The sequence below is a fragment of the Cellulomonas sp. HZM genome (assembly GCF_000708885.1).
GTDB lineage: Bacteria > Actinomycetota > Actinomycetes > Actinomycetales > Cellulomonadaceae > Cellulomonas.
This window is the reverse complement of record NZ_JEOE01000009.1, coordinates 78,762-93,128: the sequence shown is the minus strand read 5'-3', so window position 1 is coordinate 93,128 and position 14,367 is coordinate 78,762. Positions and strand designations below refer to the sequence as shown.

Below are 14,367 nucleotides of genomic sequence, written 5' to 3'. Positions count from 1 at the left end.
GTCCTCAGCCGGTCGGGTCGTCGACCTGCTCGTCGATGACCGTCCCGCCGAGGAGCTGCGCGACCAGCGGTGCGCCGACGAGCCCGCTCGACGCGATGTCCGGGTCGTCGGGCGAGGGCTCGTCCTGCACCGCGGCGGACTCGCGCGCGCGGGCGGCGGCCGACATCGCCGCAGCGGTCCCACGCTCGCGCGCCGACTGCTGGGCGGGAGTGCGGCCCGTCTGCGCAGCAGCGCCCGACGCACGGGGCGGGGCGTCCGGCACGTCCCACGGCGGCGGCGTGGACCGGCCCGCGTCCGCCGAAGCGGGTGACGACGGCGCTTCTTCCTGCTCGTCGGGCGGCGCCTGAGCCCACGGGTCGTCGTCGGGGTGCTCGTCGGCCGGCGGCTCCCCCGGCGGGACGTCGTCCCACGACGCGGCTGCGCGAGCCTGCTCGGGGGTCCGGACGGCCGACGGGCGGTCGAGCGGCGTGCTGGTGGCCCGCTGCGTCGGCTGCGCGCGCTGCGGCGCGGCGGCACTGGGTGCTGGGGCCGGAGATGCGGGGGCAGGAGGTGCGGCTGCGACCGGTGCGGACCCGGCCGATGGGGCCGCGGGCACGTCGCGGCCCGAGGACGTGTCTGCCCCGGCTGCGCCCGGCGTTCCGTCCGTGGGGGCCGGCGAGGGCGGGGTCGCTGACGGCTGCGCGCGGCTCTCGCTCGCGAGCACGCCCTCGACGCGCACCTCGAAGCCGAGCGTCTCGCGGACCGCGCGAGCCACGACCTCCGGGTGGCCGCCGTTGCGGAACGTCGTCGCGAGGGCGGCCGTGTCGAACGCGAGGCGCAGCGTCGTCGCGTCGAGCTCCGCGACCTGGGCGTTGCGCGGGTCGACGAGCGCCCACGTGACGCGGCGCAGACCCTTGACGGTCTCGAGCACCTCGGGCCAGCGGCGACGTAGCACCTCGGTGTCGGTGCTCGCCGAGCCCGTGGCGGCCGGTGCGGTCGGGACCGGGTCGGTGCGCGCCTCGGTCGGCTCGGGAGCGGGTGCTGGAACGGGTGCGGGAGGGGCAGCGGACTCCTGCCCGGCGTCGAGCGGGGTGTCGAGCGAGGTCTTGGTCTCGGGATCGAGATCTGCTGAGCGCTCGGCGGCGACCGGTTCGGGTGCGCTCCCCGACCCGGCCATGGGCGAGCGCTCGGGCACAAGCGTGGTCCCGGCCTTCGCCTCCTGCTCCGGGGCCGCGGAGGTCGGGGCCGCGGAGGTCGGCGCAGGGGCGGTCGGTGCTGGGGCGGTCGGCGCAGCAGCGGTCGGGGCGGGAGCCGGAACGGGCGCCTGCCCGCGCGCCTCGGCGAGGGCCGCTCGCGCGGCGGCGGCGGACCCGCCCGCGACGGGCGGCCGCTGCGCACTGCCGACCGTCCCCGGCGCGGTGGCGTCGGGGACGGCCCCAAAGGCGCCACCAGCGCCGACCTGGCCGGGGGCGCGCGGACCGGCCGCCACCCCGTCCCGCTCGAGCCGGTCGAGGCGCGCGCCGATCCCGGCCCGCTCGTCGTCGACGGCCGGCAGCAGCAGACGCGCCATGAGCAGCTCGAGGTGCAGCCGGGGTGAGGTCGCGCCCGTCATCTCGGTGAGCGCGGCGTTCGCGAGGTCGGCCGAGCGCGACAGCTCCGACGGGCCGAGGTGAGCCGCCTGGACCCGCATCGCCTCCATCTGGTCCGCGGGCACGTCGCGCAGCACCGCGTCGGCAGCGTCACCGGACGCCGCGATGACGATGAGGTCGCGCAGGCGCTCGAGCAGGTCCTCGACGAAGCGCCGCGGCTCGTGCCCGGTGGAGATGACCCGCTCGACCACACGGAAGGCGCTCGCACCGTCCCGTGCAGCGATCGCCTCGACCAGGTCGTCGAGCAGCGACGCCTGCGTGTAGCCGAGCAGTGCCGCAGCGCCCGCGTACTCCAGGCCGCCGTCGCCGGCTCCGGCGATGAGCTGGTCCAGGACCGAGAGCGTGTCGCGCACCGACCCGCCGCCCGCGCGGACCACGAGCGGCAGCACGCCGGACCCCACGGGCACGTTCTCCCGCGCGCAGAGCTGGTCCAGGTAGGGCACGAGGACGTCCGGCGGCACGAGCCGGAACGGGTAGTGGTGCGTGCGCGAGCGGATGGTGCCGATGACCTTGTCCGGCTCGGTCGTCGCGAACACGAACTTCACGTGCGGCGGCGGCTCCTCGACGATCTTGAGCAGCGCGTTGAAGCCCTGCGGCGAGACCATGTGCGCCTCGTCGAGGATGAAGATCTTGAACCGGTCCCGCGCGGGCGCGAACGTGGCTCGCTCGCGCAGCTCGCGCGCGTCGTCGACGCCGCCGTGGCTCGCCGCGTCGATCTCCACCACGTCGAGCGAGCCGGGGCCGCCGCGCGCCAGCTCGACGCACGACTCGCACGCCCCGCAGGGCGTGTCCGTGGGGGACTCCGCCGTGTTCTGCGCGCAGTTCAGGATGCGCGCGAGGATGCGCGCCGACGTCGTCTTGCCGCACCCGCGAGGCCCGGAGAACAGGTACGCGTGGTTGACCTGCCCGCTGCGCAGCGCCTGCCGCAGCGGTGCGGTCACGTGGTCCTGACCGATCACCTCGGCGAACGTCTCCGGCCGGTAGCGGCGGTACAGGGCTGTGGTCACCCCCGCACCCTAGACGCCACCGCCGACACACGACGACGCCTGCGGACCACCTGTGAACAGGACCCTCGACCTGTTGCGCGCACGGATCGGGCTGACATGATCCACTCGTGGACGCACGCACCCTCGACATCGTCCCTCTGACCACCACCAAGGCGCTCGCACAGGTGCACGAGGAGGTGCTCGTCCCCTCCTTCCCGGCGAAGGAGATCGAGCCGCTCGACGAGCTCGCGCGTGAGCTGGGTCGGTCCGTGTTCGGGGTCGCCGCCGTGGGCGACGACGGCGCGCTGCACGGCGCGGCGCTCGCACACTGGTCGGCACGCACGGGCGTGCTGCTGCTCGCGCACCTCGCGGTCGCGCCGGGAGGGCGCGGCGGGGGCGTCGGCGGCCTGCTGCTCGAGGGAGCGCTCGACCGCTGGTGCGACGAGCTCGACCCCTGGCTCGTGCTGGCCGAGGTGGAGGACCCGCAGCGCCACGGCGGGGGCGACCCCGCGCACGGCGACCCGGCGAAGCGGCTGAGGTTCTACGGCAAGCACGGCGCCCGCAGGCTCCCGTTCCCCTACTTCCAGCCCGACGTCGGCGGCGGCAGGGTCGACGACGTGCTGCTCATGGCGCTGCGCGTCGCGGACGACGAGCGTGAGGGCGACGACTGGATGCTCCCCGCGATCCCGCTGCACCAGTTCCTCGTCGACCAGCTCACCCACGCCGAGGGCCAGGTGCGCGACGACGCGCAGACCCGTGCGCTGCTGGAGGCCGCACCCTCGTCGGGCCGCGTGATCCTGCACGCGGACGGGACCTCCACCATCAAGGTGAAGAAGTCCAAGAAAGACAAGAAGAAGCGGACAGAGTAAGGACCCCCCGCACACCCGCCAGAGCTCACCTGCCCTTGCTGCCTTCCGGCCCTGGGGGAGTTCAGCGAGATGACGCCGCACGAGGGGTCTGCCGGAAAGCCTAACCCAGCCGCGACAGTCGTCGTGACGCCCTGGACCCGAGGCCGCGACGTGCCGATAGGACAGACGTGAGCGCTCCCGGCTGGTACCACGACCCCCAGGACCCCCGCCTCGTGCGGTGGTACGACGGCACGCAGTGGACCGCGAACGTGCAGGTCCTCGGCTCGGTCCCGGGCGCGCCAGGTGCGCCCGGGCGCAAGAAGCTGTCCGGAGGGGCGATCGCGGCGATCGTCATCGGCTGCGTCGTCGGCGGCATCGTGCTGCTCGGGATCGTCGCGGCCGTCGCCATCCCGGTGTTCCTCAACCAGCAGGAGAAGTCGTCGCTCGCGGACGTCGCCGACTACACGTGCCACGACGTCGAGCGGTTCGCGATCGAGCAGTACGGCAGCGGCGGTCGCGTCAACCTCGTGAGCCTCGAGTCGGATCTCGTCGACGACGCGCGGCCCGTGACGAAGCTTCCCGACGGCGACGACATGACGTACGTGATGAGCTGCGGCGGCGTCGCGTCGTGGGACGGCGGCGACACGTCGAAGGTCTACGCCGACCTGTACGTGGACTCGTACGGCAACGCGCAGATCGACCTCTACGAGAGCTGACGCCGCACCGCCGTGCCGCCGAACGACCGCTCGACGGCGACCGCCACCCGGGCCGCCGCCGCGTCGCGCTCGTCGAGCGGCACCGGGGGCAGCAGGTCCTCCCACAGCGGCATGAGCGTCCCCAGCAGCTGCCGAGCGCCCTCCGGCCGGGCGAAGAACCACACGTGCAGGTGCTCCACGACGCTAGCGCGGGGCGCCGACGCGTCGACGGCCTGGAGCTGTAGCGTCCGGCCGTGACGAGCGGACGGTCCGATGTGGAGCGCGGGGTGCCGACGAGGCCGCCCGGATACCACAGCCGGCGAGCGCTCGTCGTCGTCGGGCGCGCGGTGCTCGTCGTCGCGATCGTCGTCGGGACCGGGGCTTTGCTGGTCGCGGGCGCACCCCTCGGAGCCGTGCGAGGGCGGCGACGCGTGCGGCCCGTACCGCGGCGAGTTCCTGCGCTTCGGCGCGATCACCCTCCTGATGGCGATCGCGGCGTTCGTCGCGCTCGACCGGCTGTGGCGGAGGTGGCGGTCCCGACGACGCTTCCGCCCCGCCCCCGGCTGGCCGGCCAACCCGGACGGCTCGTGGCCCGGGCGCGCGTGGCAGCCGCCGCCCGAGTGGCCGCCGGCCCCGGCCGGATGGGACTTCTGGGACGACGACCGCTGAGCGCAGCGACGTCCGGAGCAGGCCGCCTGGTCCGGTACGCTTGAGCCGCTTCCGACCGCTCGTCGCCCCTCGTGGTGGCCGCGGACGCAGCCAGGAGGATTCGCCTAGTGGCCTATGGCGCACGCTTGGAAAGCGTGTTGGGTGCAAGCCCTCGGGGGTTCGAATCCCCCATCCTCCGCCGATCGACAGGGTCCGTGAGCAACTGCTCGCGGGCCCTTCGTCGTCAGCGCCCCAGCCACGCCAGCGCACCGCGTGCGGCCACCACGCCCGTGGCGAACGACGCCTGCAGCAGGTAGCCGCCCGTGGGCGCCTCCCAGTCGAGCATCTCCCCCGCGACGAACGTTCCGGGCAGTCGTCGCAGCATGAGCGACTCGTCGACCTCGGACCAGGCGATGCCGCCGGCCGACGAGATCGCGCGGTCGATCGGCATCGTTCCGGTCACCTCGACGGGGACTGCCTTGATGAGCGCGGCCATCGCGTCGGGGTCGTCGGGCAGGTCGCGGCCGACGGCCTCGCGCAGCAGCCCGATCGCCGCCGGGTCGAGCGCGAGCGTGCGGCGCATCCAGGTCGACGACGAGTCCTTGGGTCGGCGGCGGCGCAGGCGGTCTGCGAGGTCGTCGGCCGGGACGGTCGGGCGCAGGTCGACGAGCAGCGTGCAGCGGCCGTCGGCGTCCAGACCTGCGCGGACCGCCGCGCCGATCGCGTACACCGGGCCGCCCTCGATGCCCGTGCGTGTGAGCATCGCGTCGCCGCGGGTGGTCACGTCGCCGACCGTCAGGCTGACACTCTTCAGCGGCACGCCCTCGAAGCGGTCGGCGAACACGTCGGTCCACGCGACGCGCAGCCCGACGTTCGCGGGGCGCAGCGGGGACACGGTCACGCCGCGGTCGACGAAGGCGTCGACCCAGCTGCCGTCCGACCCGAGCCGCGGCCAGGACGCGCCGCCGAGGGCGAACAGCGTGGCGTCGGCGCTGACCACGGCCCTGGTCCCGTCGACGGCCTCCACCTCGAGGCCCTCGTCGGCCCAGCCGGTCCACCGCTGCCGCCGCTCGATCCGCACGCCGAGCTCGCCCAGCCGGGCCAGCCACGCACGCACCAGCGGCGTCGCACGGAACGACTCCGGGAACACCCGCCCGCTGGACCCGACGAACGTGGGCTCGCCGAGGCTCGCGCACCAGGCGCGCAGGTCGTCGGGCGTGAACATCGCGAGCATCGGCGCGAGCCTGTCGGCCGACGAGCCGTAGCGCGCGAGGAACGGCTCGCGGTCCTCGGAATGGGTGATGTTGAGGCCGCCGTGGCCGGCGAGCAGGAGCTTGCGGGCGGGCGACGGCATGCGGTCGAGCACGGTCACCGAGACGCCGGCCCGGGCCAGCACCTCCGCCGCCATGAGTCCGGCCGGACCGCCTCCGACCACGGTCGCCGTGCGCACCGGCCGACCGTAGCCGATGCGGGCGTCGCGGTGCCGTGTCGGTGCCTCCTGGCAGGGTGTGCGCCGTGACAGCCGACACCCGCTCCGCCGCCCTCGCCGTGCTGCGCCGCCTCGTCGGCAACCCCGCCGCGGAGTTCCACGAGGGGCAGTACGAGGCGATCGAGCAGCTGGTCGACGAGCACCGCCGGGCGCTCGTGGTGCAGCGGACCGGGTGGGGCAAGTCGGCCGTGTACTTCGTCGCGACGATGCTGCTGCGCGAGCGCGGCGCGGGGCCGACCGTGCTGGTCTCGCCGCTGCTCGCGCTGATGCGTGACCAGGTCGCGGCGGCCGAGCGCGCAGGCGTGCGGGCGGTGGCGATCAACTCGACCAACGCGCACGAGTGGGACGAGCTGCTGGGACGTCTCGCGGCCGACGAGGTCGACGTGCTGCTCGTCTCCCCCGAACGGCTCAACAACCCCGCGTTCCGTGAGAACCAGCTGCCCGCGCTCGTGCGCCGGATGGGCATGCTGGTGGTCGACGAGGCGCACTGCATCAGCGACTGGGGGCACGACTTCCGCCCCGACTACCGACGGCTGCGCGACCTCATCGCCGCCATGCCGGCGGGCGTCCCGGTGCTCGCGACGACCGCGACCGCGAACAGCCGGGTGGTCGCCGACGTCGCGGAGCAGCTGGGTGCGGAGCACCTGGGAACGGGCTCGGGGGTCGACGTGCTGACCATCCGCGGGCCGTTGGCGCGGGCATCTCTGCGCCTCGGCGTGCTCCGACTGCCCGACGCGAAGACCCGGCTCGCGTGGCTGCTGAGCCACCTGGCCGACCTGCCCGGGTCCGGCATCGTCTACACGCTCACCGTCTCCGCCGCGGAGGACACCGCACGCCTGCTGCGCGAGGCCGGCCACGACGTGCGCGCGTACACCGGCCAGACCGACCCTGCGGACCGCGAGGACGCCGAGGCGGCGCTCAAGGAGAACCGGGTCAAGGCGCTGGTCGCGACGAGCGCTCTCGGCATGGGCTTCGACAAGCCCGACCTCGGCTTCGTGCTGCACCTGGGCGCGCCCTCGTCGCCGGTCGCCTACTACCAGCAGGTCGGGCGCGCGGGCCGTGCGACCGAGAGTGCCGACGTCCTGCTGCTGCCGGGCCCGGAGGACCCCGACATCTGGCGGTACTTCGCGACCGCGTCGATGCCGAACCAGGAGCGCGCGGAACGAGTGATCCGCGAGCTGTCCGACCGGCCGCTGTCGACGCCGTCGCTCGAGGCGCTCGTCGACATCCGCCGCACGCCGCTCGAGCTGCTGCTCAAGGTCCTCGACGTGGACGGCGCCGTGCGTCGCGTACAGGGCGGATGGGTGTCGACGGGGCAGCCGTGGACCTACGACGCCGAGCGGTACGCCCGCATCGCCGCCGCACGCGAGGACGAGCAGCGGCACATGATCGAGTACGAGCGCACCGACGGCTGCCGCATGGAGTTCCTCCAGCGCACCCTGGACGACGAGACGGCAACCCCGTGCGGGCGCTGCGACTCGTGCGCCGGCTCCTGGTATCCGCGCGACGTCGTCGAGGGGGCGGCCGACACCGCGAGCCGCTCGCTGGACCGCGTGGGCGTGCCCGTCGAGCCACGCGCGCAGTGGCCCGTGGGCGTGGACCGGCTGGGGCTGCCGGTCAAGGGACGGATCCCCGTCGACGAGCGAGCGCTCGAGGGTCGGGCGCTCGCGCGGCTCACCGACCTCGGGTGGGGCACGGCGCTGCGCGAGGTCTTCGCCGCGGGCGCCCCGGATGCGCCCGTGACGCGCGCGATGCTCGACGGCTGCGTGCGGGTGCTCGCGCAGTGGGACTGGGACGAGCGGCCGGCGGCGGTCGTCGCGATGCCGTCGCGGCGGCACCCGCTGCTGGTCGACTCGCTCGCGCGCGGCATCGCGGACATCGGAAGGCTCCCGTACCTCGGGGCGCTCGGGGTGCACGGTGACGGCCCCACGGGCGGGCCGGGCGGCAACAGCGCGTTCCGGCTCGCGGGGGTCTGGGACCGGTTCGGCGCGAGCGGCCTCGACCTGCCGCGCGCTCCCGTGCTGCTGGTCGACGACCTGGCCGACAGCCGCTGGACCTTCACGGTCGCGGCGCGCGAGCTGCGACGCGCAGGAGCGCCGGCGGTGCTGCCGTTCGTGCTGGCACTGCGCGCCTGATCCGGAACGCGCGCACAGTCGCCGGTCGGCTCCGGCAGGCGGTTCCTCGGACCGGTCAGGATTCTCGGCCGAGCTCGAGCTCGAGCAGCTCGACGACGGCGCTCCTCAGCGACTCCAGGTGCCCGTCCACCGTCGCGCGGATGACCGTCAGATCACGCCGGTGATAGTGGTGGGTGACGAGGTCCCGCATGCGGGCGATGCTCGACCACGGCACGTCCGGTCGCGCGTTCGTGAGAGCCGGGGCCAGATGTTTGACTGCCTCACCGATCGTCATGACGCGATATGTCAGGGCGTCCGCGACGATGCCGGCCAGAGCGTCGCAGTCGATCCCCTCGCCCGTCATGTCGATCGCGAGCTCCGCAGCACGGATCGCATCGACGGCCTCGATGATGTCCGCGAGCCACGCCGACTGCGGCCGGGCGCTCACAGCGCGACGGCCTCGGCGAGCGCGGACGGAGCGACGTGCGGTGCCAGCATGCTCTCGACGGCGATGTCCACGTGCTCACCGAGGAGTTCTTCGAGCTCGAGACGAAGGTCGTCAGCGGGTAGAAGCCCAACTCGCTCCACGTCCATCGCGACGAGTAGGTCGATGTCGGACGACGGTCCGTCCTCACCGCGCACGACCGAGCCGAACACCCGGACGTCGCGCGCCCCGTGGCGACGCGCGGCGGCCAGGACGTCAGAGCGGTGCTCGCGCAGCCTCGCCATGCGGTGCGTGCGCGCGTTCAACGTCCGGGATGCGGGGCGAGCCGAGACCTCGAGGGTCATGCCTGCAGCGGCAAGCAGGCGCTCCAGGGTCGAGACGGCCGGCGAGGTCGAACCGCTCTCGTAGCGAGCAACGGCCGGCTGGGAGGTTCCGGCGCGCGCTGCAAGCTGTGCCTGGGTGAGGCCGGCACGCTCACGGGCCTCCTTGATGAGCAGCGCAGCGTTCATGGCCCCAATATACCTTTACCGGTATGCGCTGCCGCCAAGAGTCGTGAGCCAGGGCGGGGTGCCGCGGACCAGGTCGACGTCGTGCCAGTAGGCGGTCTCAGTCCTCGTCGCCTCCCCATCCGCGGCGCGAGCGTCCACCTGCGCGATGCGCACGCGACGGCCGTCGACCTGCTCGTCGCGCAGCACGGTCACCGTGTCGGTCGCGCACCCGGAGTCGACGTCGTCGTCGGCGTCGCACAGCACGAACAGGCCGCCCGCCTGCTGGAACGCGACCTCGAACGAGTTCCGCGTGACACGCGTGGTGAACATGAACTGCAGGTCCGGGGCGTCGGCCGGCAGCGCGAGCCGGTCGGCGTACGGGGCGTCGAGCACGCGGCGCGCATTGTCGGCGTTCATCTGCTGCTGAGCGGTCGGCGTCGGGTGATCGTCGCCGAACGGCAGCCGCAAGCCGAGAACGTGGAAGATCCCGGCCGACGCGAGCACTGCTACCCCGACGAGAAGCACGACCCGACGCACCTGCCACCCCCTGCTCGTCGGCCGGCGACCAGGTTCGTCCGGCTCGTCCCGGAACGTACCAGCCGACGAGAGCCGTCAGGCCGGGTCGGCGCCCGTCGGGTCGGTCGGGTAGATCTTGCGCTGCGTGTCCTCCTGCGTCGGGCCCTGCGGGGGCTGCTCGCCGCGCTCTGCGTGCGGGTTCGAGGCCGGGTCGGCCTCGACCGGATCGTTCGACGTGCCGTCGAACTGGTCGGTGGTCTCGTCGGTCATGGTGGTCCTCTCGTCGGGCCCTCGTCGGGCCCTCGTCGGGCCCTCGTCGGGCCGGTCGTGTCCCTCCAACTCTGCGCTGCCCGGTCCGGCGACGCGCGGCGAGCCGGGACGCACTGCAAGACACGGGCGGTCTGCGACACAATCCCGGCAGCCGGACGCGGACGTCGACGGCCGGACAGGGGGACGACGTGCGGATGCACCGGGTGGTCGCGGCGGTCGCCGCGACAGTGATGCTCGCAGCGACGGCAGCAGGATGTGCGGGGCGGGACGAGGCCGGGACCGGAGCACCCAGCACCGCCGCCGCCCCCCGGCAGCACCCGTCGGAGCTCGTCGGGCTGTGGCGGGTTTCCGGCGCGCAGGGCGAGGAGCCGGACACGTGGCTGCGGCTGGACGCGAGGAGCCTGCGCGTGCTGCGGGCGTGCGGATCTCTCGAGGGGGCGTGGCGCGGGGACGGGACCGCGTTCGTCGGGAGCGTGTTCGGGTGGTCGTCGTCGTGCTCGCTGGACAGTCCGAGCGTGCCGTGGCTCGACCGGACGGCGACGTATCGGCTGGTCGACGACGGGGCCGAGCTGCGGGCCGCCGACGGGTCGGTCGTCGCGACGCTCAGCATCGACGGGGCGCCCGGCGGGTACGACGACATCGCCGACGAGCTCACGACGGCCCCGACGCCGCAGCCGACGGAGCTGGCAGCGCTCGACCGCGTGACCGCGCCGCCCCGGGGCGTGCGCCTGGCGACGGCCGCCGACCTGGTCGGCTCATGGAAGCCCGCCGACCTCGACGTCGACACCGACCCAGGCCTGACCTTCGGGGCGGACGGGACCTACTCGAGTTCCGACGGCTGCAACCGGGTACGCGGGCGCTGGGCCGTGAGCGCCGCCGGCACCTTCCTCGCGACCAGCGGCTTCTCGACGCTCGTCGGGTGCGAGGGCGCCCCCGTCGACTCCTGGGTACACGATGCACGGTGGGCCTCGATCGAGCACGGCCGTCTGGTGCTCATCGATGCCGCCGGTCGGGCGCTGGGCCGCCTCGACCGGGCGTGAACCACGTCGGCGAGGCCATTGCCCCAGGTCACGGCTGTCCGCCACACTGACCGCAGCGGCGAGGTGCCGCGTCCAGGACAGGAGAGTCCCATGACGACCGTCGCACCGAGCCCCCACGCCACCCCAGCCGCCCCGCACGCACCCCACAGTCGGCGTCGCTCCGTGGCGGCGCTCACCGCCGCCGCCCTCGGCGCGGGCGGGATCGTGTGGCTGCTCGTCGCGCACCACCCCGGCGGCCCGCTCGCGGACGCGTGGGAGCAGAGCCGTGGGTCGCTGTGCGTCGCGCAGCCCGCGGTGCCGGTGCCCGACCTCACGGTCGAGCTGCCGATCAACCCCGGCGAGCGCGTCGGCCTCGAGCACGTGCGTCTGGTCGGGGCGCACGGCGTGCACCTCGTCGGCGCGTACGTCGTCGACGGTCCTGGGGTCGGGTCGCACGCGGGCTGGTCGGACGGCGGCGAGCCCGTGGCCGGGGCCGTCGTCGGGGCCGGCACCGAGCGCACGCTGCGCCTGCACCTGCGCGCGGACCGGGCCGTCGGCTCCGGGTACGACGACGTCCGCATCGACAACCGCCAGGGGCTGTTCGCGTACTCCACCGGCGTCGGCACCGGCCTGCGCGTGGCCCCCGCCGGAGGCTGCGCCTGACCTGCGCGTTCACCCGACGAGCCGCGTGACGCGAGAAGCGCGCGGGGCTACGTTCGGCGCATGACGACACCCGAGCGCGCCGCACGCCTCGCGGCCGGCGCAGACGCCCGCACGCGGCTCCCCCTCGAGGCGCTCGCGGAGGTCGGCCAGCGCGCCGACCGGGACCCCGTGCGGCTCGTGCTGCGCCAGGAGGACGACCGGATCGCCGACCTGCTGCCGCTGCGGCACGAGCGCATGGCCGCGTCGTCGTTCGCGTTCTACCGCGGCACCGCGCTCGTGATGGCAGACGACCTCGGCGCAAGCGAGCACTCGGGGCTGTCCGTGCAGCTGTGCGGCGACGCGCACGCCGCGAACTTCGGGCTGTTCGGATCGCCCGAGCGGCGGCTGCTGTTCGACCTCAACGACTTCGACGAGACGCACCCCGGGCCGTTCGAGTGGGACGTGAAGCGACTGGTCGCGAGCATCGAGCTGGCGGGCCGGGCCATCGACCTGCCGACGAAGGCACGCCGTCGCGTGGTGCGCCGGGCCGCACGCGAGTACCGCCGCGCGATGCTCCGGTTCTCGACGATGTCCGAGCTCGAGGTCTGGTACTCCCACGCCGACGTCGACGAGGCGATCCGGATCGCGCGCTCCGACCGGTCCACGGCCCAGGGCGTCGCGACCACGACGATCAAGCAGGCGCGCCGCCGCTCGCAGCTGCGCTCCCTGCAGAAGCTCACCACCGTCGTCGACGGCGAGCGCCGCTTCCTGCCCGACCTGCCGCTCGTGCAACCGCTGTCCGGCTTCCCCGGCGCGGAGCAGATCACCGCAGTCCTGACGACGCTGCTCGACGACTACCGCGCGACCCTCCTGCCGGACAGGCGGACGCTGCTCGCGCACTACCGGCTGGTCGACATCGCGCTGAAGGTGGTCGGTGTCGGAAGCGTCGGCACGCGGTGCTGGATCCTGCTCATGCAGGGGGTCGACGCCGACGACGCGATCATCCTGCAGGCGAAGGAGGCGACCTCCTCTGTGCTCGAGGCGTACCTCGAGCCGTGCACGTTCGAGCAGCACGGGGAGCGGGTGGTGCTCGGCCAGCGGCTCATGCAGGCGGCGAGCGACCTCATGCTCGGGTGGCAGCGTGCGCGCGGCATCGACGGCGTCGAGCGTGACTACTACCTGCGGCAGCTGCACGACTGGAAGGGCGGCGTGACGCTCGAGACGCTGCAGCCCGACGCCCTCGACGGGTACGGGCAGCTGTGCGCGTGGGTGCTCGCGCGGGCGCACGCCCGGTCCGGGGACCGTTTCGCGCTCGCGGGCTACCTGGGCGAGGAGCGCACGGCCGACGAGGCGTTCGCCGACTTCGCGTCGTCGTACGCGGACCTCGCCGAACGGGACCACGCGGCGTTCGTCGCGTCGCTCGCACCGGGAGCGAGCTAGACGCGTCGATCGTCGGATCCGCTCATCTCTGCGGCGTCATGGACTCCACGTGGATGTAGCCGGGATCAGCCATGTCGGGCGCCGGGCTGCGCGGCTCGTCGGGTATCGAGATCTTGGCGGTGTCGATGGCGACGGAGACCGAAGTCGGCGGGATCTTCTTGCGGTTGGCGGGGTCACGCTCGATGGGAAGCTGGACGGTCCCGAGATAGACGAGTGGCTTGGTCACGTCGGTGTCTTCGCCCAGAAGCCAGAACTCGAGCTTCCCGTCGGTGTCGACATACCCGGTGAAGTCGAATCCCTTCGTCGCGGTCCGGTCGTCGGTGCTGATGCAGTCCGACCAACCTGCGGCGATGTGCGTGCACAGTGCGGGCGACGTCTCGCCCACGCCGAGGGCCTTCGAGATCGTGGCGTGGATGGAGACCGACGTGAGCGTCGCCAGCAGCTCGTCGTGACCTTCGCCCGGAGCCAGGATCGGCGGCACGTCTGACGGCGTCGGCACAGGGGTCGTGCCGAGGACGGCCTGGGCCGCCGTCTTCGTGGTCGCGCTGGTCAGCCTGGTCATGACGTCACGGGTCGCGGCGCCGTAGGCGGCGTGCACCGGCTTGGTGAAGATGTCGTCGGCGCAGCGGCCGGCGAAGAACACGTCCTGCGGCGTGAGGACCATGACCGTCCCGACCGTGTCCGGATCGAAACCGGCGACGCCGAGGCCGATCCACACCGGGTCGTCGTGCGCGAGCGCCCAGTCGATGCCTGGCCAGAACGAGTCATGGATCCGTACCTCGATCCGACTCTCGCTGGTGGTCACCATCGTCGCGGGGTAGGTGTGCTGGTCGCCCTTGCCTTGACGCACCGCGTCCTCCACCGCTGTCACCTGCTGCCAGCTGGTGATCGTCGACAGGAACGACTGAGCGCCCGACGACTCGCCAGGGTCGTCCGAACCGCACGATCCGAACGACGCGGCGAGCTCGCTGTCCGATGCGTCGGAGGGCGGCGCCGCGGCTCCGGCGCAGGCAGCGAGTGCGGTGACCATCGCCATCACGACAGCGGCAGGCATGAGCGTGGTGCGTCGCATCAGTCGACCTCCGCTCCGCGTACGCCGTCGCCGATGTCGGCGTCCGTCCGTGACTCGTCGGCGACCA

15 protein-coding genes, 1 tRNA gene and 1 other RNA gene are annotated in these 14,367 nt (G+C 73.7%); 8 read left to right on the top strand and 9 right to left on the bottom strand.

Annotated elements, in window-relative coordinates; genetic code table 11:
* Window positions 1-4: 4 nt before the first annotated feature.
* The gene (locus AW16_RS0107305; RefSeq protein WP_029289297.1) at window positions 5-2,635 is read right to left on the bottom strand and encodes a DNA polymerase III subunit gamma and tau; all 2,631 of its coding nucleotides are present in this window, start codon (window positions 2,633-2,635) and stop codon (window positions 5-7) included.
* A gap of 107 nt (window positions 2,636-2,742) precedes the next feature.
* Here AW16_RS0107305 and AW16_RS17655 point away from each other — a divergent pair, with 107 nt between their 5' ends.
* A complete protein-coding gene (locus tag AW16_RS17655; RefSeq protein WP_051681752.1) occupies window positions 2,743-3,483 on the top strand; it encodes a hypothetical protein in 741 nt (246 codons plus the stop codon).
* Here the strand turns inward: AW16_RS17655 and ffs are convergent.
* Window positions 3,479-3,575: signal recognition particle sRNA small type (ffs, locus tag AW16_RS18050), an RNA gene on the bottom strand. The genes AW16_RS17655 and ffs overlap by 5 nt on opposite strands.
* A gap of 75 nt (window positions 3,576-3,650) precedes the next feature.
* Here ffs and AW16_RS0107295 point away from each other — a divergent pair.
* Window positions 3,651-4,178 carry a DUF2510 domain-containing protein gene (locus tag AW16_RS0107295; RefSeq protein WP_029289295.1) on the top strand — a complete coding sequence of 176 codons (528 nt, stop codon included), beginning with the start codon at window positions 3,651-3,653 and terminating at the stop codon, window positions 4,176-4,178.
* Here the strand turns inward: AW16_RS0107295 and AW16_RS17650 are convergent.
* On the bottom strand, window positions 4,166-4,357 hold the full coding sequence (locus AW16_RS17650) for a hypothetical protein (RefSeq protein ID WP_051681751.1): 192 nt from the start codon (window positions 4,355-4,357) through the stop codon (window positions 4,166-4,168). The two genes, AW16_RS0107295 and AW16_RS17650, sit on opposite strands and share 13 nt — an antisense overlap.
* 283 nt (window positions 4,358-4,640) lie before the next feature.
* Between AW16_RS17650 and AW16_RS18390 the strand changes: the two genes are divergently transcribed.
* Both AW16_RS18390 and AW16_RS0107280 read left to right on the top strand, forming a co-directional pair.
* On the top strand, window positions 4,641-4,826 hold the full coding sequence (locus AW16_RS18390) for a hypothetical protein (protein WP_029289293.1): 186 nt from the start codon (window positions 4,641-4,643) through the stop codon (window positions 4,824-4,826).
* A 93-nt stretch (window positions 4,827-4,919) separates the two neighbouring features.
* A tRNA-Ser gene (locus AW16_RS0107280) sits at window positions 4,920-5,004 on the top strand.
* Between the two features lie 45 nt (window positions 5,005-5,049).
* On the opposite strand, the gene AW16_RS0107275 is transcribed toward AW16_RS0107280, so the two are convergent.
* Window positions 5,050-6,255, bottom strand: coding sequence for a TIGR03862 family flavoprotein (locus AW16_RS0107275; RefSeq protein WP_034648321.1), 1,206 nt, complete (start codon window positions 6,253-6,255; stop codon window positions 5,050-5,052).
* Between the two features lie 56 nt (window positions 6,256-6,311).
* Here AW16_RS0107275 and AW16_RS0107270 point away from each other — a divergent pair, with 56 nt between their 5' ends.
* Window positions 6,312-8,429: a DEAD/DEAH box helicase gene (locus tag AW16_RS0107270; protein ID WP_051681749.1), complete on the top strand. Its 2,118-nt coding sequence runs from the start codon at window positions 6,312-6,314 to the stop codon at window positions 8,427-8,429.
* 55 nt (window positions 8,430-8,484) lie between these two features.
* Here AW16_RS0107270 and AW16_RS17640 read toward each other — a convergent pair whose 3' ends face one another.
* From AW16_RS17640 to AW16_RS18385, 4 genes are all read right to left on the bottom strand, one after another.
* A complete protein-coding gene (locus tag AW16_RS17640) occupies window positions 8,485-8,856 on the bottom strand; it encodes a DUF86 domain-containing protein (RefSeq protein WP_051681748.1) in 372 nt (123 codons plus the stop codon).
* The gene (locus tag AW16_RS18045; protein WP_081861516.1) at window positions 8,853-9,362 is read right to left on the bottom strand and encodes a helix-turn-helix domain-containing protein; all 510 of its coding nucleotides are present in this window, start codon (window positions 9,360-9,362) and stop codon (window positions 8,853-8,855) included. Before AW16_RS18045 ends, AW16_RS17640 begins: the two co-directional genes overlap by 4 nt.
* Before the next feature lie 15 nt (window positions 9,363-9,377).
* Window positions 9,378-9,878 carry a hypothetical protein gene (locus AW16_RS0107250; protein ID WP_156044100.1) on the bottom strand — a complete coding sequence of 167 codons (501 nt, stop codon included), beginning with the start codon at window positions 9,876-9,878 and terminating at the stop codon, window positions 9,378-9,380.
* 75 nt (window positions 9,879-9,953) lie between these two features.
* Window positions 9,954-10,127 carry a hypothetical protein gene (locus AW16_RS18385; protein WP_156044099.1) on the bottom strand — a complete coding sequence of 58 codons (174 nt, stop codon included), beginning with the start codon at window positions 10,125-10,127 and terminating at the stop codon, window positions 9,954-9,956.
* Window positions 10,128-10,321: 194 nt separating this feature from the next.
* Between AW16_RS18385 and AW16_RS17635 the strand changes: the two genes are divergently transcribed.
* The 3 genes from AW16_RS17635 to AW16_RS0107230 all read left to right on the top strand — a co-directional run bounded on the left by AW16_RS17635 (window position 10,322) and on the right by AW16_RS0107230 (window position 13,228).
* The gene (locus AW16_RS17635; protein ID WP_029289288.1) at window positions 10,322-11,167 is read left to right on the top strand and encodes an META domain-containing protein; all 846 of its coding nucleotides are present in this window, start codon (window positions 10,322-10,324) and stop codon (window positions 11,165-11,167) included.
* Window positions 11,168-11,329: 162 nt separating this feature from the next.
* Window positions 11,330-11,809, top strand: a complete 480-nt coding sequence (locus AW16_RS0107235; RefSeq protein ID WP_029289287.1) for a hypothetical protein — start codon at window positions 11,330-11,332, stop codon at window positions 11,807-11,809.
* A gap of 60 nt (window positions 11,810-11,869) precedes the next feature.
* Window positions 11,870-13,228 (top strand): DUF2252 domain-containing protein, encoded by a 1,359-nt coding sequence (locus tag AW16_RS0107230; protein ID WP_029289286.1) that lies wholly within the window; start codon window positions 11,870-11,872, stop codon window positions 13,226-13,228.
* A gap of 22 nt (window positions 13,229-13,250) precedes the next feature.
* Here the strand turns inward: AW16_RS0107230 and AW16_RS0107225 are convergent, their stop codons facing one another.
* Entirely contained in the window at window positions 13,251-14,300 is a 1,050-nt protein-coding gene (locus AW16_RS0107225; RefSeq protein WP_029289285.1) for a hypothetical protein, read from the bottom strand.
* Window positions 14,301-14,367: the final 67 nt, after the last annotated feature.